The 20,934-nt window shown below is 33.9% G+C and carries 24 protein-coding genes and 2 pseudogenes; 4 read left to right on the forward strand and 22 right to left on the reverse strand.

The features are described 5' to 3' along the window. Positions 1–2 precede the first annotated feature (2 nt). The 17 genes and pseudogenes from ACZ07B_RS01090 to ACZ07B_RS01170 all read right to left on the reverse strand — a co-directional run bounded on the left by ACZ07B_RS01090 (position 3) and on the right by ACZ07B_RS01170 (position 15,442). Positions 3–719: a 3D domain-containing protein gene (locus ACZ07B_RS01090; protein ID WP_464876790.1), complete on the reverse strand. Its 717-nt coding sequence runs from the start codon at positions 717–719 to the stop codon at positions 3–5. Next, positions 716–2,440, reverse strand: coding sequence for a hypothetical protein (locus ACZ07B_RS01095; protein ID WP_464876791.1), 1,725 nt, complete (start codon positions 2,438–2,440; stop codon positions 716–718). The genes ACZ07B_RS01090 and ACZ07B_RS01095 overlap by 4 nt, the downstream gene beginning before the upstream one ends. Positions 2,441–2,449: 9 nt before the next feature. Further along, positions 2,450–3,511, reverse strand: a complete 1,062-nt coding sequence (locus tag ACZ07B_RS01100; protein WP_464876792.1) for a PD-(D/E)XK nuclease family protein — start codon at positions 3,509–3,511, stop codon at positions 2,450–2,452. Between the two features lie 16 nt (positions 3,512–3,527). Then, positions 3,528–4,544, reverse strand: coding sequence for a hypothetical protein (locus ACZ07B_RS01105; RefSeq protein WP_268296378.1), 1,017 nt, complete (start codon positions 4,542–4,544; stop codon positions 3,528–3,530). A gap of 21 nt (positions 4,545–4,565) precedes the next feature. Beyond that, complete coding sequence (locus tag ACZ07B_RS01110; protein WP_464876793.1) at positions 4,566–6,047, reverse strand: DnaB-like helicase C-terminal domain-containing protein; 1,482 nt, start codon at positions 6,045–6,047, stop codon at positions 4,566–4,568. After that, positions 6,044–6,595: a hypothetical protein gene (locus ACZ07B_RS01115; protein ID WP_268296381.1), complete on the reverse strand. Its 552-nt coding sequence runs from the start codon at positions 6,593–6,595 to the stop codon at positions 6,044–6,046. Before ACZ07B_RS01115 ends, ACZ07B_RS01110 begins: the two co-directional genes overlap by 4 nt. 52 nt (positions 6,596–6,647) lie before the next feature. After that, positions 6,648–7,763: an AAA family ATPase gene (locus tag ACZ07B_RS01120; RefSeq protein ID WP_464876794.1), complete on the reverse strand. Its 1,116-nt coding sequence runs from the start codon at positions 7,761–7,763 to the stop codon at positions 6,648–6,650. A 59-nt stretch (positions 7,764–7,822) separates the two neighbouring features. After that, a complete protein-coding gene (locus ACZ07B_RS01125; RefSeq protein WP_268296386.1) occupies positions 7,823–9,064 on the reverse strand; it encodes a hypothetical protein in 1,242 nt (413 codons plus the stop codon). Then, a complete protein-coding gene (locus ACZ07B_RS01130) occupies positions 9,045–9,458 on the reverse strand; it encodes a hypothetical protein (RefSeq protein WP_268277282.1) in 414 nt (137 codons plus the stop codon). Before ACZ07B_RS01130 ends, ACZ07B_RS01125 begins: the two co-directional genes overlap by 20 nt. 134 nt (positions 9,459–9,592) lie before the next feature. Next, positions 9,593–10,219 (reverse strand): ETRAMP family protein, encoded by a 627-nt coding sequence (locus tag ACZ07B_RS01135; protein WP_268296388.1) that lies wholly within the window; start codon positions 10,217–10,219, stop codon positions 9,593–9,595. A gap of 282 nt (positions 10,220–10,501) precedes the next feature. Continuing rightward, the gene (locus ACZ07B_RS01140; protein WP_464876795.1) at positions 10,502–10,882 is read right to left on the reverse strand and encodes a hypothetical protein; all 381 of its coding nucleotides are present in this window, start codon (positions 10,880–10,882) and stop codon (positions 10,502–10,504) included. A gap of 64 nt (positions 10,883–10,946) precedes the next feature. Then, positions 10,947–11,240, reverse strand: a complete 294-nt coding sequence (locus ACZ07B_RS01145) for a hypothetical protein (protein WP_464876796.1) — start codon at positions 11,238–11,240, stop codon at positions 10,947–10,949. A gap of 87 nt (positions 11,241–11,327) precedes the next feature. Beyond that, positions 11,328–13,087 (reverse strand): annotated as a pseudogene (locus ACZ07B_RS01150) (right-handed parallel beta-helix repeat-containing protein). Beyond that, entirely contained in the window at positions 13,084–13,908 is an 825-nt protein-coding gene (pghZ, locus tag ACZ07B_RS01155) for a gamma-polyglutamate hydrolase PghZ (RefSeq protein WP_086343966.1), read from the reverse strand. Before pghZ ends, ACZ07B_RS01150 begins: the two are co-directional and overlap by 4 nt. Before the next feature lie 98 nt (positions 13,909–14,006). Next, the gene (locus tag ACZ07B_RS01160; protein ID WP_243572707.1) at positions 14,007–14,279 is read right to left on the reverse strand and encodes a hypothetical protein; all 273 of its coding nucleotides are present in this window, start codon (positions 14,277–14,279) and stop codon (positions 14,007–14,009) included. Further along, on the reverse strand, positions 14,269–15,156 hold the full coding sequence (locus ACZ07B_RS01165; RefSeq protein ID WP_464876797.1) for a hypothetical protein: 888 nt from the start codon (positions 15,154–15,156) through the stop codon (positions 14,269–14,271). The genes ACZ07B_RS01160 and ACZ07B_RS01165 overlap by 11 nt, the downstream gene beginning before the upstream one ends. 64 nt (positions 15,157–15,220) lie before the next feature. After that, positions 15,221–15,442, reverse strand: coding sequence for a hypothetical protein (locus ACZ07B_RS01170; RefSeq protein ID WP_213385415.1), 222 nt, complete (start codon positions 15,440–15,442; stop codon positions 15,221–15,223). Positions 15,443–15,512: 70 nt separating this feature from the next. Between ACZ07B_RS01170 and ACZ07B_RS01175 the strand changes: the two genes are divergently transcribed. Both ACZ07B_RS01175 and ACZ07B_RS01180 read left to right on the forward strand, forming a co-directional pair. After that, complete coding sequence (locus ACZ07B_RS01175; RefSeq protein ID WP_464876798.1) at positions 15,513–16,187, forward strand: SOS response-associated peptidase; 675 nt, start codon at positions 15,513–15,515, stop codon at positions 16,185–16,187. Between the two features lie 69 nt (positions 16,188–16,256). Next, positions 16,257–17,069: an ATP-dependent DNA ligase gene (locus ACZ07B_RS01180; protein WP_464876799.1), complete on the forward strand. Its 813-nt coding sequence runs from the start codon at positions 16,257–16,259 to the stop codon at positions 17,067–17,069. 258 nt (positions 17,070–17,327) lie between these two features. On the opposite strand, the gene ACZ07B_RS01185 is transcribed toward ACZ07B_RS01180, so the two are convergent. Both ACZ07B_RS01185 and ACZ07B_RS01190 read right to left on the reverse strand, forming a co-directional pair. Further along, positions 17,328–17,999 carry a hypothetical protein gene (locus tag ACZ07B_RS01185; protein WP_464876800.1) on the reverse strand — a complete coding sequence of 224 codons (672 nt, stop codon included), beginning with the start codon at positions 17,997–17,999 and terminating at the stop codon, positions 17,328–17,330. A 135-nt stretch (positions 18,000–18,134) separates the two neighbouring features. Further along, positions 18,135–18,956 (reverse strand): hypothetical protein, encoded by an 822-nt coding sequence (locus ACZ07B_RS01190; protein WP_464876801.1) that lies wholly within the window; start codon positions 18,954–18,956, stop codon positions 18,135–18,137. Positions 18,957–19,087: 131 nt separating this feature from the next. Here ACZ07B_RS01190 and ACZ07B_RS01195 point away from each other — a divergent pair. Then, positions 19,088–19,312, forward strand: a pseudogene (locus ACZ07B_RS01195) (hypothetical protein). Positions 19,313–19,326: 14 nt separating this feature from the next. Here the strand turns inward: ACZ07B_RS01195 and ACZ07B_RS01200 are convergent. Continuing rightward, positions 19,327–19,617, reverse strand: a complete 291-nt coding sequence (locus tag ACZ07B_RS01200; RefSeq protein WP_464876802.1) for a hypothetical protein — start codon at positions 19,615–19,617, stop codon at positions 19,327–19,329. Further along, positions 19,614–20,174: a hypothetical protein gene (locus ACZ07B_RS01205; protein ID WP_464876803.1), complete on the reverse strand. Its 561-nt coding sequence runs from the start codon at positions 20,172–20,174 to the stop codon at positions 19,614–19,616. The genes ACZ07B_RS01200 and ACZ07B_RS01205 overlap by 4 nt, the downstream gene beginning before the upstream one ends. 119 nt (positions 20,175–20,293) lie before the next feature. On the opposite strand from ACZ07B_RS01205, the gene ACZ07B_RS01210 reads away from it, so the two are divergent. Continuing rightward, positions 20,294–20,668: a YoqO family protein gene (locus ACZ07B_RS01210; RefSeq protein WP_464876804.1), complete on the forward strand. Its 375-nt coding sequence runs from the start codon at positions 20,294–20,296 to the stop codon at positions 20,666–20,668. Between the two features lie 15 nt (positions 20,669–20,683). Here the strand turns inward: ACZ07B_RS01210 and ACZ07B_RS01215 are convergent, their stop codons facing one another. After that, complete coding sequence (locus tag ACZ07B_RS01215; protein WP_464876805.1) at positions 20,684–20,899, reverse strand: hypothetical protein; 216 nt, start codon at positions 20,897–20,899, stop codon at positions 20,684–20,686. Positions 20,900–20,934 lie beyond the last annotated feature (35 nt).

The following is a 20,934-nucleotide window of genomic DNA, read 5'->3' on the forward strand; positions in this document are numbered from 1 at the left end:
CCCTAATTAATAATTGAAACCGTTCCATGTTGTCTTCCGAAGTTAATTGCATCCTGTTCATTTGATACCAGCAAGTCCACTTTATTGCCAACAATCGCTCCACCTGTATCAATGGCTATGGCCTTAAATGAACTCCCTCCTACTTTTATTAATACTACGGAGTTAAGTGGAATAATACTTGGATCTGTAGCTATTACTCTATAACCTTTGTAAAAAATTGATTGTGTTACATCTACGCCAGTTTTGGTTCGACCGGTACAGCCTTCGGTACAGTTAGCAACATATGCGCTAAATTCGATATCTAGTGTCCTAGCATCATCATTTTCTTCATGTGTGATTTTATTTTTATTCTTTATTTGTTCATTCTTGTTCTTACCCTCACCTCCCTTCTTGATACTTTTCTTTTTCACTGGTTTGGGTTTAATAATAGCTGCGTTAAGAATATCATCTCGCCGCTTTTCTTGTTTAGCTTTCTGTTTCTTAGCAACTTCAGCGAACTTATTTAGCACCTGATTCTTGTGTTGAGGTAAGTTGATTTGTTTTGGTTTTCCATAAAATGATTCTTTTATAGAGTTTTTATTGTTTCCTGTATCTAAATAATGTTGCTCAGCACTTATGTATGAAAAGGTAACCAATGGGATTAAAATCATCATAGCACATTTAGTTTTCGATGTATATAATATAATTTTATTTTTATCCTTAATGTTGATGCGTATCACTTCTCTTTCTTTGCTTTTTTCTTTCTGTTCGATATGCCAAGGTAATCATTGATACGTTTTTTGGCCATTTCAATATAATATTCTTTATCAAGATAATCAGGAACCTTTTCGTTTTTAATGTTATCATTATTAATAAAGCAGCGAGGTGGAGTATTACCAATCTTCTCAATACGATCTTCTGTTTTCACTTTAAATACACCTTTGGCATCCTCTTCTTTAGAAGCAAATACTCTCAATACTTTTTCAGGTAACTTATCTTCCCCATGGAGAGCATACATGTACTTGTTTGAAACCTTAGAAATCTTTTGGAATTCTCTAAGTTCATTACATCCATTGATGGTTTCCTCAACTGGAATTGCTTTTGTAAAGTACTCAATCATTGCTTTGTTAACAATAGGCAGGTCATAATCCAGGTTATTAAGTTTCTTTACATATGCCCCCTTGGATTTATACTTTTGATCTTTATCAATAATAATGTAATTGTTTACGTCCTTTTGATAAATCTTTTCATAAACATCCCACTCCAAGTCTAAACGAGTTCTTGTTTCCCATTCTTTAGCAATATCCTTAATCAAATCAATATCAGATTCTTTCTCGACTTTCATGAACAAACCATCTGTATTTGACTGAATCAACTTACAATACGGCTCAATTTTTTCAATTAAATATAACAACAATAACTGTCCTGCTAAACACACATTATTAGCCATTAAAGGGTCATACAAAGGATTATACTGATCCTTCATAGCTCCATAAGTTGAATTTAAAACGATCTTATAAGGAGCTTGTTTAGGATCTTTTTTTCTTTTCAGATCTAAACGGGTATCTCTAATCTCCGTATACTTTAATGGATTTGTTACATTACGACTTATATAACCATATTCAATCATTATTGAGGGATACAGAGATGCTACATCGCAACATAAAATAATTCCCTCGTCTTTGTACTTTGGACGTGCTCCATGTAAACCACCCCATGCGAATATATGAGGAACACCAGCAACATCAACCTCAAGCTTTTTAGAATAATCCAGATTCTCAGGATTCTTGTACCAATCCACAATATGTTTGTATTTTTCAATCTTCAAAGTATCCGGGAACACAAGGTTAAACTCATCTCCTCGATTACCTTGTTTTTCAGCTCCTAGTATAAATGCTGATAATTGAGCCTTTGTTTTTGTGAACATAGACATCTTTAGATTAAACGCTTCGATTAATGCCAATTGACTTTCGAATTCCTCTTTTTTATTGTCAAATACTTCAATAGTCTGTTTCACGTCATGAATACAATAATCAATTACTTCCCTTATCTCTTCCTCAGTTAACTTTCTGTCAATATCAAAGGGTACAGATGACTCCTTGATTCTTGATCCCATAAAACCTTCAAGCTGCTTTAAACTATGAAAGCCCGTTGTTATATCAAAGTTATTTAAAGGAATCTTATATGCTTCTCTAACAACATTAAATGCTTTTACATTATCCTTAATGATTCTAGTACTGATAAAGTGAGGATTCATCCCCAATAAGATTCCTTTGAGAATATATTGATCATACATTCTTGAGTTATAACCAATCCAAATATCTTCTTTAAACATCCTATAAAACTTTTTAAGTTCTTCTGAATCGTTAACGATAACTTTTCCTTTTTTAGTATCATAATCAATCAAGACAACCATCCAGTCGTGCTTGAAGACTTCAAAGTCATAGAATATTTTTCTCATTAAATCCTCCTAAGAAAATAAGTTATCAAACATATCAGTTTTGTTCTTTTTCTCAAATTTATTTGACTCTAAAAACTCTTTATAGAACTTACATGTTTTACGATGTCCACATAATACACTGCAGTAAAAGGAATTATATTTATTTATTTTTACTGGCTGCCATTGCTTCTCATCTTCATGATCTTTATTTTCGATCCTCTCAACAGTCTCAGTAATATAGTTCTTCAACTCATTAACCTTTTCATCTGTGACCTCATATTCAACTGTACAATCTTCGAGCCAAAACTTATTCTTAACCTCTTCGGGTAAGCTGTTTAGGTTGTTTTCTTTTACTGCATTATCTAACATTAGCTCAATTTCAAAGTCGTCATATCTGAGGTTCTTCATTTGTTTTTCCAGTTGCTTGCGCATTTCCTTGACCCATTTACCTCTGTTACACATTTTCTTTATTACTTTGGTTTTTCCATGTGTACAAACATATACATACTTCACCATGAACCACAGGATTTTGTCCACTTTTAAATTTGTTGTTTGCTCAAGCGCAAACTTGTACATTAACAATTGTCTTCCTGCCTCATTAAGTTTCTTTCCAGTAAATTTACTTGATGTCTTCCAGTCATAAATACTTACATACGGCTTACCTTTTTCACTTGGAAGAATAGCATCCACATAACCCTGAAGGTAAATTCCTTCTGCGATTTCAAATACCATTAGCTTCTCTAAAATCATTTTACTGTCGATCTTATTGAAGTTGTTCATGAAATGACCGACATCAGCTTTCCAGCTGTCTCCGATTGATTCACTTGGAAAACTAACTCCATTCATTTCTAATTCAATTAATCTATTTTCAAAGTCTTTTTTAAACTTCTTAATGTCTAATTCATTTTTATAAATCTTCTCAATTCCATTATGTAATTCAGACCCCATAAGGGTATATATGTTATCGATACCTTTCTTTTTCAAAACGTATGTATTGTAATATTCGTATTCACAGTTATTAAAAGTTCCAAGCTTGGAAAAGGAATAAATGTTTTTTCCTTGTTCCCTTAGTTCATTTAATTTATCTTTCAATCAATCATCCCCTCTTTTATATCCACACCGTACAGTCTCTTATTAAACATTCAAGACTCATTTTATCTAGATCAGCCGGAGCCATTTTTGAACCTTTCGGGAGGTACTTGTTCTCTCGATCGAATATGTATCCAACCTCATTCTTGAAAAAGTTTTCAAACTTAAGACTTTTAGCAATTGTTAAACTATGTTCTTCATCAAGCCCTTCATCCATCATTATTAATGACTTCTTTGGAAACATCGATTTTATATTATTTGCTTGAACTTCACTTAAGAAGCTACCTCCTAATGAAACTCCAACATTCAAACCTTTACTGGATAAAGCCATAGTATGTTTTTCTGACTCACCAAGCATTATTATTCCTTTTTCTCTAATTGAACTGTAATTCTCAACAAATCCATACAGCGTTTTAGACTTGGGAAAAGGAATGATTGGTAACCACTTGGTCTCATCTTCACTAATGGTCTTTTTATTTAAACGTCCCATAACACCACATAACTCACCACTAAATGTTTTCCAAGGAACGGTGATTCTTCCCGTAACACTATCATAGCCAATCTGAAACACAGATTGAGTTTTTGGTAAAATGCCATCTTCGTAAAATAACATATTTGGAACTTGTTCAAACTGATCCAATATGTCTTCAGAATATGTTTCAAGATCTATATCGATGGGATTGTTAAATTTCCTTATCTTCTTATAAAATCCTCCAAAGGGAATCTTAGGTGGCTCATACTGCTCTTCATCTTTGTAGTCAATTAATTCAGCTATTTTGTTAATTGTTTTAGGAAAAGTTAAACCTAATTTGTCCTTAACAAGTGTAATTAAGTCGCCATTTAAATTCGTTGAGTAACATGTCGCACTTAAAGTTGTTTTATTGATTTTAACTGAAGTCGGGTTTCTTCCCTCTTTTCTTGCACACCTATATTCGTTTCCTCTGTTATCGATATTATAAAAACCTGTCTCTTCTAAAATAAGCTCTATGTATTCTGGTTTTTCGATAATATGATTTTTAAGATTATATACGTCCATGATCTCACCTTCCTTTGGTAATCATGTCCGCTCTGATGTTCGCTGATGCTTAGGGGTACAATAGCCAAGTTCAATCCATTTATTCCAGGCACCATCGAATTGATAAAGTAACACTGTATCTCCTTCATCATTCCGTGTCTTGTTCAAAAAGAATAACCTATATTTTTTGTTTGTATCTAACTGAATTTCTTCCTTAATGTTTGTATACTTTCCAGAAGAGTCTTTTTTAAATCTATATGGTTTAACATCAAACTTTCCGCCTGGAAACTCGTCATCCCATAATGGTCTTGTAAGTACTAACTCCGATACAATTTCTTTTACTGCCTTGGCATTGGAAAGACAAGATGCTGTTAGATATCTCGTGTTTTCCATATAAATTGCTAATTGCATTGTAATGATGACACAAATGTCGTCCTTCTCTGCAACCTGTAAGAGCTGTTTTGAAGCTTCAATTAGTTCCCCTGTTACATTATTAGAAGAAGCATCTTCTGCTTTAAATGTATCGTAAAGCATGTATCCGAATCCTTGTTTTGCCATTCTTCTCATAATTCTTTTTACATCATTTATGCTGTAATCATAAATCTTTGCAAACTTAATGCGTCCTTTATAATGTTTCTCATAGTACTCAACTGCTTTTTGCAGCATTTCTCTCTGCTCTTGTTTTAAATTACCCATTTTTTGTTTCTTCCGAGGTAAACCATAATAACCAAGTTTATGACTTAATATTGTGGCCATAAACATGTGTTGCCAAGCTCTCTTGTTCATTTCATTGGCTATAATCGTTATCTTTTCTCCCTGATCTAAAATTGACATGACATAGGAAGATACACAAAAGCTTGTTTTACCAGTTCCACTGAACCCAGCAAAAATTTGAACATTGGATTTATGAAGACCGAGCGTATGATAATTTAATAAAGGACATGCAGCTGCATAACTCAATCCCATTTCTTCGCCGTTTTCAATAGATTCAATAAACTTATCATCCAAGTCGAGCTCTTCAATTTTCACTCCAGATCCTCGACCTAAGAAAACATTATCTAATTGAAATTCAAAGTAACTGTATAATTGCTGACTTGTCATTTTCTTGAATTTTTCAAGTTCATGTATTACATTGAATCCTTTATCATGAAGCTTGAGCAGCATATTATATTTAATAAGCTCATCATAATAGGTATCAACGTTTTCATCGTTCAATACGTTTTTGAGCTCATCTACAGTTTTCATACCACCCCTTCGGATAAAACAGTTCTTTAATGTTTCTTTACCTTCTATATAGCTGAAAACACTTGCATCATCAAAGCTTTTGTAATTCATGTTACTCAGTTCCAAACCAAGAGAGTAATAAAACTTACCATCATCCGTCAAAAAATCTCTGTCTGCTCTAACTTCATCTTTATAGTCTTCATATAAGTCAGGATTTTTCCATAAGCAAAATATAAAACTTCCTTCAATTTGTCCTCTATTTTCCACTAGTTTAGCTGGATATGAATCTAAGTTGTTCAATAATTATCCTCCTCATCAAGAAACGCTGTTATATTTTTCGCGGAATTATTTTGTTTCAAAGATGAAGGTTTTGAATCATTAAATTGATTCATAATTGTTATATCAATTTGATTATTTTCTTCTTTATTTTTACGGTTTTGTTCCAGAGACCATACCTTATAGAAATCATTGATATTACTTTCTATGATCTTAAAAATATAGCTGATCATTCCAAATTCATTGTTAAATTCTTTGTTGATCAACCAATATTGAATTGTTTCTTGGTTCTTCTCAAAGCATTTTTGTATCACTTCATAATCATAAAACTTATTAAGTTCACCTATCTTCTTTAGAAAAACAGGTGGCAGCACTTGTCCATCCTTATAGTGGAGTACTTCTTTAGAAAGGTAATATAAAAGATTTTTGCGTTTTAGCTTTTCATTTTTAAAGTTTTCATATTCATCTTGGTTGCAATAATATTTATTCCTACCTTTTGTATCAGTAACCTTATAAAAAACATCTACTGTTCCATTTGCTTTACATAATTGACATACACACTTTCTAGCCAAGAAAACACTCCCTAATTAATTTAATGGGGAGCTAAGCTCCCCTTATATGTGTTTAGTTAGACAACGCATCGACTATCTTTTCAAATGCATTAGTTGGTATAGTGTCTACGCCTTTGAAATCCTTCATTTTAAACTGATCCATGATTTGTTTCATCTTCTCTTTTGCCTCATCACTGGCATTTGGAAACAGTTTTTTGATTTCGTCTGCTAATTTCTCATTCTCTTCTTGATCAACAAATGAAGAGTTATTAGCTTCATTCTGAATTTTAGTTTCTTTAAGTTGCTCTTGTTCTTTTCTTTCTTCCTCGAAATTGTTAGTGTTATTTTTTTGTTTATCAAAAGCTAAATGAATCGCTTCTTGAATAGCTTTGATAAACTCATTGTCTTCTAGAGCAATTGAAGGTGTGATATCTGAGAATCTAGATTTAGAATCGATATTAAAGTTGTCATCTCTGAACGTAATAATTCGTGATTCATCCACGACTGTTCCAATTGTTTTGTCTGGGCCAATTTTTTGCTTAATTGTTTTCTTTTCAATTGAACGATTAATGGAAGCGACTCCTAAAACGTGGAGCTTTGTCTTAATTGCATTAAAGTACTTATGGGTCATGTTTGTTGTTAACATGTCATATTCTAGACCTGTAACTACGTCAGTCATTGTTCTTTTCTTTGTATGACCTAAGATAAACATGCTGATACCCACTTTTTTTAGTTCCCACATCTTATCAAGAATTAATTCAATAGCTTTATCTTCCCCTGCTTGAAACCCCCCAAAAGCAGCTTTGATTGTATTTACTCTTTTTTCAGGATTGGCTTTATTATGTAATCGAATAACCTCTGGTTCTGTGATTTTAATAAGCTCATCAAATGTGTCATATACTAAAACCTTTAAATCGGCATAGTCTGTTGTTCTGTTTTTGATAATATCTTTAGTGATTTCATTAAAAGTTATCCAATCAGGGACATCTTCATAAGAAGCATTGGGAATAGCATCAACGCCATCCTCTTTTCCAATATTGAGAATCATATAACCATCTTCTCCAACTAATTTTTCACATACTTCTTTGGCTAGAGTGGTTTTACCGATACCTGATTCACCAATAAGTCCAATATTATAGTCCAATGGACTAACTTTAATTTTATTCTTTTTACCGAATTTTCTTGCCATATGTGACAACTCCTTATGTATTATGTAATAACGATACTGAGGTAAAATCAATTTTTCATTTAAGCAAATAAATCATCAAATGCATTATCTTTTTCTTCTTCAGTTACTTTACTTTCTTCTTTACCTTCTGATGGGGCAGTTTTTTGAGCTTGCTGCGGAATATATGTTAAATCTTCAACTTCATAGGTGCTTGTTAATGCACCTTCTGTAAAGTCATTGGAATCATTGACCTTTTTTAAAATAGGTTTTAAAAGTCGGTTTTCTTCACGGGATTCTCCTAACATTCCCCCTTTAGGTTTAAAATCATCCAATGTATTTAAACCGAGTGCAATCATTTCTTTTTGGTTTGGAGAAAGATCATCTTCAGTAAAATCTACTTCATCTGCTCCTCTAAAAATGTTAACTTCCCAAAGTAGGTGATAAACTCCATCCTCATCTACTTTAAAAAAGTTCTTAAGTAATTCTAATCTCTTCAAATGAAGTTCATTATTGAAATCAAGTTTTTTCGCATTGATTACAAGTTGTTGTGGAAAGAAACGATCCCTTTTCGCCTGATTGTCATAACTAAGCACATATGCATCAATGAAGTACTTTTTTTCTTCATCAAATGATGTTTCATCCAGTGAATCATTTGTATAAAACACATCCAAATTAGCTCTTAACTGTGATGGTGTATCATTGCTTACAATTTCAATTGTTTGGATTTTAAACTTTCTAAAATTACGGCCTTTCCAAGTGTTATATTCAACACTTCCTGTAATCTTGAATTTTTTATCCTTATACTTTTCTAGGTTTTCAGATAGGAATTGAATTGCATCATATTCGTGGATGAATTCTGCTCCATTTACGTTTAATTCTTTATATTCATCCAGGAGTTTTGAACGTGATTTCTTTTCCTCTTCAGTTAACGAGTCTTTATTATCTAAACCTCTCAATTTATATCTCAAGTCATTTAATTTTTCTTTTACAGATTCATCATTAAAATCAATAATAATTTTTGAAAAATCAGCAACCATATTTACAGTTTCATCTTTTAACCGATCTTCCCACGGAATTTCAAGTTTAGATCCTTTTTTATTTTCTGTTCCCTTACTGAAAGAGTAGACTTTATTGGGTTTACTTTTTGAATAACCACCTTCCAACTCAACAAATACGCTATTGGTTTTAGATTCTTGAACTACAAAGCTTAATCTATTCTTAACCCAGCCACTATCAAATTCCTTTACCTCATGAAATTTCTCTTTGTCGTTTGAAATGAATACATTACCAATAAATTCAAATTTATTTTGAAGTTTGCTCAACACTATTCCTCCGTAATTTAGTGATATTATTTTTATTCTTATTATTTCTATAATTAGACTTGCTGCTAAACTTACAATCTCTAATACCAAGTAGTTTGTTTAGCTCTATGTATCTCTTTTTAGGAAAATGCCAAGGCTCTGGATCGCCTTTAATGTTTCTTACTTTAATGATCGTATTATGTCTTACAGTAATCTTTAGATTTCCATATGAATATGTCTTTGAAATAAAACCTTTCTTAATTCCTTCAGGCCTAAATTCCTTTACCAACATTACATTCCTTGTTAATTTTCTTCTAGCCTGGTCTTCTTCAATGTCATAATTCCTTTTAACATCATTTCTATATGCTTCAATTGCTGATGGGTTAATTTTTAATATCTTCAATTCCTTTTTCACTTTACGACCTCCTTTCTCTCTGTGGGATATTCTTATCTTACATCACGCTCACAATATCGTCAATAGTAATTTTATTTTTATTCTAAATAATTTTCAAGAGAAGTTCCGTTCTAAACGGAACACCTTGGGCAAAGTTATTCATATTTCTTTTTAAGCTCTTTAAAGGTTACTTTCTTCAAATCGTATTCATCCATTGCAGATGAAGTAGCATTGTCGGTATCCAATGCCTCTTGTTTGTAAGTCTCAAGACTTCCCTTTGGTTCAATAGCCAAATCAGACAATTGCTTTACGTTTTTATATATATCAAGCAGATAATCATAATTATCATCGAACTCAGAAGGATGATTCTTCATTGATTTAATCTGCTTTTCAATTGTCTCTTGAGTATCTTCTAAATCTGAAATCTTGCCTTCATCTTCATAACCTGCGTAAAGCTGAACTAATGCATCATTAAAATCGCTAACATATGTTCCATTTACTTTATGTAGGTCATTAAAAATAACATCATGCCATGTTGTCTCAACTTCATTAATTATTTCTTCTGAACTTGCACCTAAGGAAGTCATATCAGTAACAAGACTTTCTTCTTTCTTAGAATATGCTTCTAGCTGCTCAAGTTTTTTGTTCTTTTTGTAAACTTGGTAGCCATAGATTCCTCCAATTATAAGTGCAACCACCGCACAAACTGAAACAATCCAAATAACTTTTTTAGTTTTCTTTGGCTTTTCTAAAGGTAACTCCCCTGTAGCCTCATGATCCATGTTGTTTATCCCCCTATAGTAAAAAAGAATCATTAATTCAATAATATATTACCATGAGGGGGAAAACTTAACAATTCCTTTTGAAATTAAAATAAAATGATAATTTTATTGAGTTATAAGGGCCAAGGAGCCACACAATGGCAGCTCCTGAGTTGATCAACCTCCGACTCTAACTTCCATATTAGCTCATCCCCCAATAATATAAATCACTTTTTAACCCCCAAAACAATTTTAATACTCTCCCTTAGGATTAAAGAGAATTATATCATGAATTTATAAAATTTAAACAATTTCACTCCATAACCATACATCCATTGTTTGCAATGTAAATCCGTCGGGTAGCTGCTTCATTTTCACATTTACATTGTATCTTCTGCCGGTTGTTTTATGTACAATAGCCAGTTCTTCTCCATTAAAGAAACGTACAATGGCCTCATCAAATTCAATTAGCTGATTAATCACGTATCCCTCTTTTAATGCTCTGATAAACAAATAAGGGTCATTTTTATACAGCTCATAAAGAATGTTCGCATATTGTTCGTTTTTGTCTCTAAGTAGTTCAAAATTAATCAATGGTATGTATAAGTCTTTGTCTGATAAATTTAATTTGTTTCTAAAGTATTTAATTGCTTCATCTTGCTCTTTAGAAATTATGTTTGGCATTCAGTTAACCCCTTTATCCGTATGATAACTGGGCTAGTCCAAGATTAGCCCAGCTTGACCCTAGTTAAAATTCCACCAGACCATCATTCTTAGCCCCTTCAGCTATTAAACTATAAGCAGCCAGAAGATGCTCTTTAATTTTCTCTTTTGTTTCTTCCCCGAAAGCATCAAAACCAATTTTAACATCGCTTGAGTAATTAATTTTCCTATTCCCTACTTGCACTACATTTTCCTTTTTAATTTCAGCAATAAAATAAGCATTTGCTAGGTTTTTTCCTAAATACTCCTCTGTAAATGGATCATAATCATCAAAAACCTCATACCGTATTTCTCCGATTCTAAGCTTTTGCTCACTCATATACTCATCCCCTGTTTTGAAATTTTTGGCACTGCTAAATTATATACCAAAACACATAAAGGGAACAAGTGTTCTCGTCTAGTTTTTTTATTTATAATCGATTACTGTATCATCTAAGGCTAATCTAGGTGTGCCGCTGTCGTATGTATTATGTATTAAAGTTGTACTGGAAGCATTAAACGTTGCATATGGATGTGAAAGCACTCTTGCGCCAATACCTTGAACATCATTCCTAATTAATCGAACCTTTTTTGTCCCGTTTAAATATATCCCATAGCCTTGATCTGAATCTCTGTTAAACATGATTTCATTTCCTCTAACCATATGCTCAGAACCGCCTATTAAGTGGATGGCAATAATTGATTTGCAATTATATATCTGGTTATCACTTATTCTGATATTGTATATATCAGCTGCGCCCATAATTGCAACATTTCTTGGTTCAAATATCTCGTTCCTTGTTAGGAAGACTTCTGAATCTTTATCCCAATATATCCCGTAACCTTTTCCACTCAATAAGAAATCGTTTAGCTTAATTCTGATGGATTGAGACCTTCACAATATAGACCTCCATATAGATTGGAGAACTTATTGTTTATAAAGGTGACATCATTAGAATCCATCACTTTAATCGCATATGCTGAGGTTGTTCCTTTCCCTTTATTATTGCTTACTTTAATATCTGATGAATTCCTCACCTGGATCTGAATACAATCGCTGTCCTGTATTCTGTTGTTTGAAATGGAAACATCTTCGGCCATATGTGTTGCTATTGCACAATTTGAAGCGTTCTTTACGGTATTATTATCAATCGATACCCCTTTCCCTCTAATCATCATGCCTATTTTAAACCCTTGAATATTGTTATCAGTTATTTGAATTCTGTTGCCAGTCTCAGTGCTCGAAACGCCTACAGAGTCTATTCCATACTCCTTAGAGTCCCCTTCATTTATTATCTTGTTACCCTTTATACTCACATCTGTACTGTAGCCATATGAAATAACATTGTCACAGTAATTATCTTTGATGGAAACTTTACCGCTTGTATGAGCAGTAACCGAACCACGACCATTTTTTCTAAACCTGCAATCCGATATCGTTAACTCATAAGGATGATCATACTTTCTTCCGTTTTCTCCGTAGCCCTCTAAATCAATACCTAGTTGTGGGCCAATTGTATCTCCTCCAGCTTCCTCTATATCACAGTCTTCAACCAATAATCCTTCACAGCCGTTAGTAGCTAAATTGTTCCGTCTCCCTCTTTTTAGTTCGCATTTTCTTACGGTCACACTTTTGGAAGGCGTATAAACCATCCCAGGGTAATTCATCATTCCGTGTGCTGCAATCCAAATGTTGTCTCCAATACAATCTGAGATTTTTACATTTTCAATCAAAACATTTTTGCTCCCATGAACATGTATTCCAAATCCCCATTCATGTGTTTTTCTATCGGTATCAATTAGAGAATAATCATGTTGATATCGGTCACCTATAATACGACCTCCTTTAATTATTACGTTCTCTACAAGCCCGATATAAAAACAAGAATAGCCTTGATACCCATTAGGATTTACTTGAAATACTGCTTCTGGATCTAAAAGAAGCTCCATATTGGATGGGATTTTAATTCCCCCGCCAATTTCAGGATTTCGTTGATTTAATGTATTTACTGAATCAATAATAAAATTGCCTTTTGGAATTTCCACAATAGGGAATTTATTTTTTGATGCGTATAAAAGAGCCTCATTAAACCCTTTAGTTGTTTCATTTGGATTCGAGTTAAAGGCATTTATTCCCCACTGATCAAAGTCAACATAGTATCGTAAGGTATTATTCAACAATGTCATGGTGCTACTCCGGCCATACAATACACATTTTCATTAATGAATTTAGTTAGAACAGCAATATAGTCATAAAAAACTTGATTCTGCGTTCCATTGCGTCCAGCCAGTGTAAAAGTATTAAACATTTCTCTTCGTTGTTCAGTGCTTATTTCAAGTTGAATACTCATACCAGTGCTATTTTTATTAGCAATGTTCTGCTCATTTGTGCCTGCTAAACGGGAATCTTCAGACAGCAATTCTGCAGAAAAGCCTGCATCGGTAAGTAATGATGTGATCTTTGCTGCTTTTTCTCTGTCTGTCCCACCAACTAAAGTGTGTTTCTTACTTGATGCATACCCATGAATTGAGATTGTTAAATCATGCTTACTCAATAAATCTAAAGCTTGAGGTTCATCGAAATTCGTACTTGTAATATGCAACTCAGAAGCTCCTGGTATCCTTAAACCTTCAAATAGATAGGCAGAGTAAGACTTACTTAATTCTCTTGCAAGCTCACTAGTCCCTCCTTCAATACCTCCACCATGGGGAGCCAGAATAAGCACTCTCCTGTCAACATCGGTAGTTAGAATGTTATAGCTCAAAGGTGACTCATTTTCTTTCAACTCTTCAAAATTACTATACTTATCTGCAGCTAGAACTGAATTGGGATTAAACAATGCAAACAATGAAGTAACTAGGATTGGAAAAGACTTCTTGTCTGTGATATACTTATATAGCTTCGTAACCTTGCGAAGTGTGCGGTAGAGAAGGTTAGGCCCGCCAAAGCTCGCCTTCTCTGCCCCCTTAACCTCTTTTTCTTCTATTCTGTTTTTAAACTTTAACAATCAACAACTCTCCTTAAATAAGTTTATTTTTATTCTTTATTTTCACCTTATAAGCAATCACATTAGTACCACCCCCTTATCCGAATAAAATATCGTTTTTATTGAGATTCTTTTCTTATCCATTTTCTAACCTTCACTTCTTTTAACTCCACTTCATAACAATCCACTTGATCTTCAAATTCCCAAGGGCTTTCATACTGGTTTTCAGTTGCACCTTTGCTATAGAAAGTTTCAAAAAAGCGCCCCTGATATGAGAACACAATTCTATAGTGAATGCTCCACCTAGACGTGTCAGTGATTTCTTCTAAAATTGAGGATTCCGGCAGTCCCAATTCATTTATCATGTAATCTTTGTCCAATTTAATTTTCATTTAAGATAACCCCTCTTCCTTTGCAACATTTACATTCGACTAAAGGCTCATTGATTTTAGCCATAAGATAATCTAAAAATTTCTTAATATTACTCTTCAAATCCTCAACATCTTTTCCACTAAACGGTTCTACAATTGGGTAGCTCTGATATGCTTTAGGTGCAACTTTGTAAATTTCAACTTCCCGCTTTGTTTGAAATCTTTTCTCAAGTTTAGGCTTTCTCCGTTTGTACATTGCATTAAGATCAACGACATACTCGTGAGGTTTGTAAAGTTCCAAAACTTTGACTACAGTAAAACAGAAATCATAATCACTCGTGACTCTTGCAAATTTAGGGTTTATATTGGCTTTTATATGGTTTCTGATAATCTTATAGCTTTCTTCTCGGGACAAGTAACACGGCTTTGTTTCAAGAAGCATTGGATGAGTTTGAATTCTATCCAGTAAGTTATAATTCAAGTTAAAATTATGACTTTGCAGCTTAAGTTCTCCGTCAATCTCTTCAATTACGTTCATTTCAAACTCGATTTTTTCATTTTGTTGTGGGACTTCTTCAAATTTCAATTCATATAGACCTTTTACTTCGTAGTATTCACTTTCTTCATCTATGTATGAAACATTAATTACTTGTGGTGTCAGATCGGTTTCCTGGAATCCCTCTTTTAATTCATACCTATGATTGATTTTTTTAGCTGGCATTTGCTTTTCAATAACACTCGGTTCCTTATCCAGCTTAAACCAGTCTGACTTATACGTTTCAGTTGCTCGTTTCCCATCGAAAAGTAATTCATCTAATTGACTATGAAAATATCTCTTACTCTCAATATTGTCAGACACCAAAAAACAGTTATTTGTTTTAATACCAATTAGCTTCATAGAAATTCCCCTTTATAATTTTATTTTTATCTTTTTAAAATCTCTGTTTTATCTAGATTTCTGTTTACTTACTTCTTCTAATTTTATTTTTATCCAACAAATCAATAATGTAAGTCTCATACATGTCATCCCAATAAGGATCTGTTCTCGCTATGTATTTCTTTGTTCTTCCGTTCTCCTCAATCTTAAAGGTTTGTCCCTTTTTAATATCGGTGAACTTTTTCTTTCTCCATATTCCCCTGATCAACACATCAACTTCTTTAACCTCAACTGTTTGCTGCAGCATCACATTCCTCCTTTTTGATTTTCATGTACCAAGCCTGTACAATATTCAAAAACCCTAAAGGATGATGAACATGTGTGGCAGGTTCACTTTATTTTCTGAGTTTGATGACATCATTGAGCAATTCAATATAGATCAATTCTTACCCGAAGATGAATATCACCCAAGCTATAATGTCGCTCCTTCACAAAACATCTTGACAATAATCAACGATGGCTCTAATAACCGTCTTGGTAAACTTAGATGGGGTCTCATTCCTCCTTGGGCAAAAGATGAGAAGATCGGTTATAAAATGATCAACGCACGAGCTGAAACATTGGCCGAGAAACCAAGCTTTCGAAAGCCACTTGTCAGCAAACGTTGTATCATACCCGCTGACAGTTTTTATGAATGGAAACGCCTTGATCCAAAGACTAAGATTCCAATGCGGATTAAACTTAAATCATCCAATCTCTTTGCTTTTGCTGGTTTATATGAGAAGTGGAATACACCTGAAGGCAATCCTTTATACACTTGTACAATCATCACGACAAAGCCTAATGAACTTATGGAAGACATTCATGATCGGATGCCGGCTATTCTTACTGATGAGAACGAAAAGGAATGGCTTAACCCTAAAAATACTGATCCTGATTATCTGCAAAGCTTACTGCTGCCTTATGATGCTGATGATATGGAAGCATATCAGGTTTCATCATTAGTGAATTCACCTAAAAATAATTCACCTGAGCTCATTGAATCCCATTAAGTACCACTGCCATATCGCTTTATATATCACCTTCTCTTAGCTAATATGTTTTAAGTAGGAGGTGATATTTTGTTTGTATTGCCAATGCTATTGCATTCAATAAAAGAGCCATTTGACGACGAGAACTATATCACTGAGCTCAAATTTGATGGAATCAGACTCATCCTTTCTAAATTTGATAATCAGATTAAGCTATACACTCGCCACAACAACGAAGTAACAAGCAAGTTTCCAGAACTCTTGGACTTAGATATTCCAGATGGAACAGTACTCGATGGTGAAGTAATTGTAGCTGCTCCAGGTGGCGCTCCTGACTTTGAGGCTGTAATGGAACGTTTCATGTCCAAAAAATCAGCCCATAAGATTGTTTACTGTGTCTTTGATGTTATATACAAAGACGGTCAGTCAATAGCAGCTAAGCCGCTCACTGAGCGTAAGACAGTTCTGAACTCACTTGAACTGAATCATCCAAATGTTTGTGTTATCGAAGGAATTCAAGGTAACAGTCTTGCTTACTTCAACCTGGCCAAAGAAAAGAATTTAGAGGGAATCGTAATCAAGAAAGCTGGCTCCCCTTATGAGATCAATAAACGTTCACATAATTGGCTGAAAGTGATTAATTATGATTACACTGAAGTTCTCATAACCGGCTACACGAAGAAGGATATTAAATTCCTTCTGTCTTATCCTGATGGAACTGCAGCTGGATTTATGGAATTCATGCCGAACGCGGAACGAAGTAAGTTCCACTCTATGAAACATGTAAAGTCTGAATCTGATGAATATGTATTTATTGAACCTATTTTATGTAATGTTAAGCACAGATTTAAGACTAAGTATGGTAAACTTCGCATACCTTCCTTCGAATCCTGGAGAGTATAAACTCTCCGTTACATAACTCCTTATTGCCCAGCAATTTAAAAACAAATGAACATTTAGCACATAGATCGTTTTGTTTTTTAACGGTATTATATTCACTTCTCTCGATTAATAGGTGTTTTTGATTGTATCTTGGACATGAAACAGTCGCTTCAATATAAGATGCATAGAAAATCATTACATTACAGCTTCTATAAGTAAAACCCATCCTTGTTTCTTGCCATAACTAGATCGCCCACTTCCTATATAAAATATCCCTAATCAAAGGTATTTTTCTTCGGCTTCTCTCATTCTTCTGAAGCGATGGTTTATTTTTACGTCTTTAATTTTGAAATGCTGATTCGGATTTATTACGATGACTTCCTCTTCAATATGTAGCCCTAACCAACACATACCATAACCCTGTTCATTAAAAGGGCACAGATCTCGATAAAACAATACATTTTCAATTGGAACTTCGACTGCAACTTGAACTTCTCGTTGATACCTGTTTTCATCTGTTGTAAAAGAAACTAAAGTATTCGTTTTTAATAAAGATGAATTTTTATAATAACTGTCTAGTTCATTACGAGTTAATCCCCTATAGAGCAACAATGTTTGTGAATCATTTTCACTTTGGAGCTTTGCTTGAGTTTCCCGATAAATACGCATTATTTCTGCTTTCATAGTTTTCTCAATTAAAGAATAGGCTGGCTTTCTGATTATTTTCTCAATAACCTTAAGTCTATAGTTGAAAGATACCTCTGTTTTTATATTGAATACCTCATTAACCATCTTAGTTAATAAAAATTTGGACTCCTGCTCATTGACTAAGTTGGTATTGACCCATGATGTTATTTTTTCAAAAAAATTTATAATCTCTTCATAGTCACTTCCAAAAATCAAATGATCAAGATACGGATTTTTAACATATAACCAGTTATTGGATAACATGTCTTCACCCCTATTCAATTTCCATTAACATTCTTTATGTTACATGAATCTTTTGAAATATAAAACAGTTTAGGGCGATACTGGATATTGTCAACTTCTTATCTTTTTTATCAAATTTAAAATAAAATGAAGATTTTATTGACTGTTCAGCTCCACACTTATGTTGAGGTTATTTGCAATACGTTTACCCACCTCATCGGAAACTGTTTGGGAAACCCTTTCTTTAAATCCATAAAGCAACCGACCTCTATCTTTAAAACCTTCTTCAATAAGTGAATCAATCTTTGCTCCCGCAATACTATCCAGCTTTCCTGACTCAGACATCTTCTGAACTTCATTAGAAACCACAACACTAATCATTTCTTGTATATCTTGCTTTGTGATACCTAAGTCATTATGTATGAGGTTTTTTATTTCTTTGTATCCACTATTTTTATTTTCGAATGTCTTCTCACATTTATCTAATGGAACAAGAACGCGGTAATCTTCATGTGGGACACGCCATGCGGCTGCCCTCGTTTCAAATCGCACATAAATATAGCGAGGTGGACTTTGATACCCAACAGTTCCAATTTCCCCTTTACTGTAAATATCACTCTTAGTAATCGAAATGATTTTCTCGCCTACTTTTGCATTACGACCGACCATTTCGTAGCGCTGACCGTCAATGTGAACGATGTTGGTCGGTTCGAGTACACGGTATTCTTCGCGAAGGATAAATCCGTTAAGGTTACCGCCACATCTATCTTCGTCACTTTCTACGTGCGCCTTTCCCGGGCGGTCACGATCAACTGTAAAAATAGCGCCATTCTCGTACCAATCATCGCAATCAACCTTCTCCACAATTACGACCTTCTCGCCAACCTCCGCCTTCCGATCGATCTCCATGAATTCGCGTTTAATGCCTCCTAATTTTTCGTCGGCAAGCACATGAATCTTCTCATTAGTTTTTGTCATATTTCCATCCTCTCTTATTATTTTTATATTTTTTTTTCAATTCTTTTTAGATTTTCACATTGCATTTCACTCTTTATATTGTAGAGGCATCACAAAAGACAGATGCCACATATTCTTGGAGGTGGAATCTAATGGAATTTCTTCTAGATTTTTTTGCGAATTGGACTTTTGATAAAGTCATGGATTATTCACTAGCTACTGTAATTTGGTTTGTCTTCAAGTCCAAGTCAAAGCAGAATGAGTATCTCGATGACTTTGAGGAAAGACGCCGCTATAGAGATTAACATCCCCCTCTGCGATCGTTATCGATGCGTGTACTATTACTGATAACGATCCATCCTTATATGTTTAGTTAAAAACTATCTTTTATTTAGATTTCATCAGCTTGTCTAATAGTGTCTAACAATTCTTTCTTCTTGAAATATGTCTTTTCCAAACGACTTACTTCCTTTTGCAATTCAGTAGCAGCATCATACTTAAGGATCCATTCTCCTACTCCACAGACTTCTCTTCGTTCTTTCTCAAACGTTTTTATGTGATAACCTTCAAACCAAACCCTTACTCTTGTTCCGTTTTCAAATTCATTATTAAAAGCAGCTGCTTTCTCAGTCCCCGCATAAATACATTTATACTTGCTGTCATCGACTACATAAGTGTTCATTTTACTTTCTCCTTGTAGAGTGTATTGAGTTTCTTTAATTGATTGTCTTTAATTGAATCCCAATCAAACGTTTCAAGTATGTTAAGCAGCCGCTCAACTTTTGGTGCTCTCCAAGCTGTCATAGCGTATGTATGTGCTTCAGACGTGTAATGGTGCTTGTTCAAATTGATGTGGCTCTTTGCTTCTGTTTTGGTCAAAAACATTGTATTTGGTTGTATAATGTGAACCTTTCTTTCTGGAATTAATTCTGCTTCTTCATCAATGTATTTTTGAATCCACTCAATAGCATCGTCATAGTCGTCCTCGATTTCTTGCAACTCTGTTAAGGCTTCCTTAGACAGCTCACTATCTTCTTTTAAATCTTCTAAATAATCATCTAAAACATATGCTTCTGCAATATATGGCAGGTATACAGAATACCGTTCTGCATTTTCTTCCCGAGCTTCCACCCACTCATAGTCACCAACTGTCCAGAAACGCGGTGCAGCTTGGCCGTCGCTGTCTTGATTTTTCAACTCTTGCTGAAGTTCTTTTAAAAACTGAATGTCTTGATTCATTCGTTTCCTCCTATCTGGTTAAAATCACGATTTTAATTTAACTTTAATGTGTATCATCTTGAGAAAATCCCCTTTAATTGGTAAACTCATACTTAACTTACATAAGAGTAGGTGATTCCTTGAGTAAAACAATCGGTATTACTGGATTTTTCTTAAGCATAGTAGTGCAATCATTTTCGGCGAATGATTCGCTATCCCACAAGATCGCTACGGGTTTATTATTTGTATCTATAGCAATTTATAATTTTGACCATGCTAAAGATTATTCCAAAGCATCCCTTGTCGTAATATGCCTCTCCTTTTTCGTACTTGCTTTGAGTATTCACAAGCTGCTTTCCTTTTCTAATGACCTATTTGACAATGTGGATATAAATTTCGGAGTAATATTCATCCTTCAAATCACACTAATAATTGGATCTATAGCAATAGCTATCAGTATTATGAAATTTATCTGTGATCGTCTAAAAAAGAAACCTAACGGTAAAGAGTGTTAATCCCTCTTTGCCTTTTTAAGCTAAATACTTCTTCTTATGTGGCCTTCTATGTACAAAATCAAATGCGATATCAACTTTTGCCGGTTCCTTCTCCTCTACTGCTCGTTCCGTAACAACAATCAGTTGTCCATTTTCCTGGCGTTCAATGCTCTGGACTGAATATCCTTTAGCAGCGTAATATTCTCCAATAATCTCATCAACGTGGTTGCTATGCAGATTTGTCTTTATCAATTGAATAACCTCCACTTATTTTATTTTTATCCTTA

This window comes from Bacillus sp. 9.4 (genome assembly GCF_055486415.1).

Bases quoted from the DNA above. Each gene is read 5' to 3' on its own strand.
- ACZ07B_RS01105 (WP_268296378.1), bottom strand. From the start codon at position 4,544: ATGGACGTATATAATCTTAAAAATCATATTATCGAAAAACCAGAATAC.
- ACZ07B_RS01185 (WP_464876800.1), bottom strand. From the start codon at position 17,999: ATGTTATCCAATAACTGGTTATATGTTAAAAATCCGTATCTTGATCAT.
- ACZ07B_RS01160 (WP_243572707.1), bottom strand. From the start codon at position 14,279: ATGAAAATTAAATTGGACAAAGATTACATGATAAATGAATTGGGACTG.
- ACZ07B_RS01095 (WP_464876791.1), bottom strand. From the start codon at position 2,440: ATGAGAAAAATATTCTATGACTTTGAAGTCTTCAAGCACGACTGGATG.
- ACZ07B_RS01135 (WP_268296388.1), bottom strand. From the start codon at position 10,219: ATGGATCATGAGGCTACAGGGGAGTTACCTTTAGAAAAGCCAAAGAAA.
- ACZ07B_RS01190 (WP_464876801.1), bottom strand. From the start codon at position 18,956: ATGACAAAAACTAATGAGAAGATTCATGTGCTTGCCGACGAAAAATTA.
- ACZ07B_RS01120 (WP_464876794.1), bottom strand. From the start codon at position 7,763: ATGGCAAGAAAATTCGGTAAAAAGAATAAAATTAAAGTTAGTCCATTG.
- ACZ07B_RS01145 (WP_464876796.1), bottom strand. From the start codon at position 11,240: ATGAGTGAGCAAAAGCTTAGAATCGGAGAAATACGGTATGAGGTTTTT.
- ACZ07B_RS01170 (WP_213385415.1), bottom strand. From the start codon at position 15,442: ATGCTGCAGCAAACAGTTGAGGTTAAAGAAGTTGATGTGTTGATCAGG.
- ACZ07B_RS01200 (WP_464876802.1), bottom strand. From the start codon at position 19,617: ATGAACACTTATGTAGTCGATGACAGCAAGTATAAATGTATTTATGCG.
- ACZ07B_RS01165 (WP_464876797.1), bottom strand. From the start codon at position 15,156: ATGAAGCTAATTGGTATTAAAACAAATAACTGTTTTTTGGTGTCTGAC.
- ACZ07B_RS01175 (WP_464876798.1), top strand. From the start codon at position 15,513: ATGTGTGGCAGGTTCACTTTATTTTCTGAGTTTGATGACATCATTGAG.
- ACZ07B_RS01140 (WP_464876795.1), bottom strand. From the start codon at position 10,882: ATGCCAAACATAATTTCTAAAGAGCAAGATGAAGCAATTAAATACTTT.
- ACZ07B_RS01205 (WP_464876803.1), bottom strand. From the start codon at position 20,174: ATGAATCAAGACATTCAGTTTTTAAAAGAACTTCAGCAAGAGTTGAAA.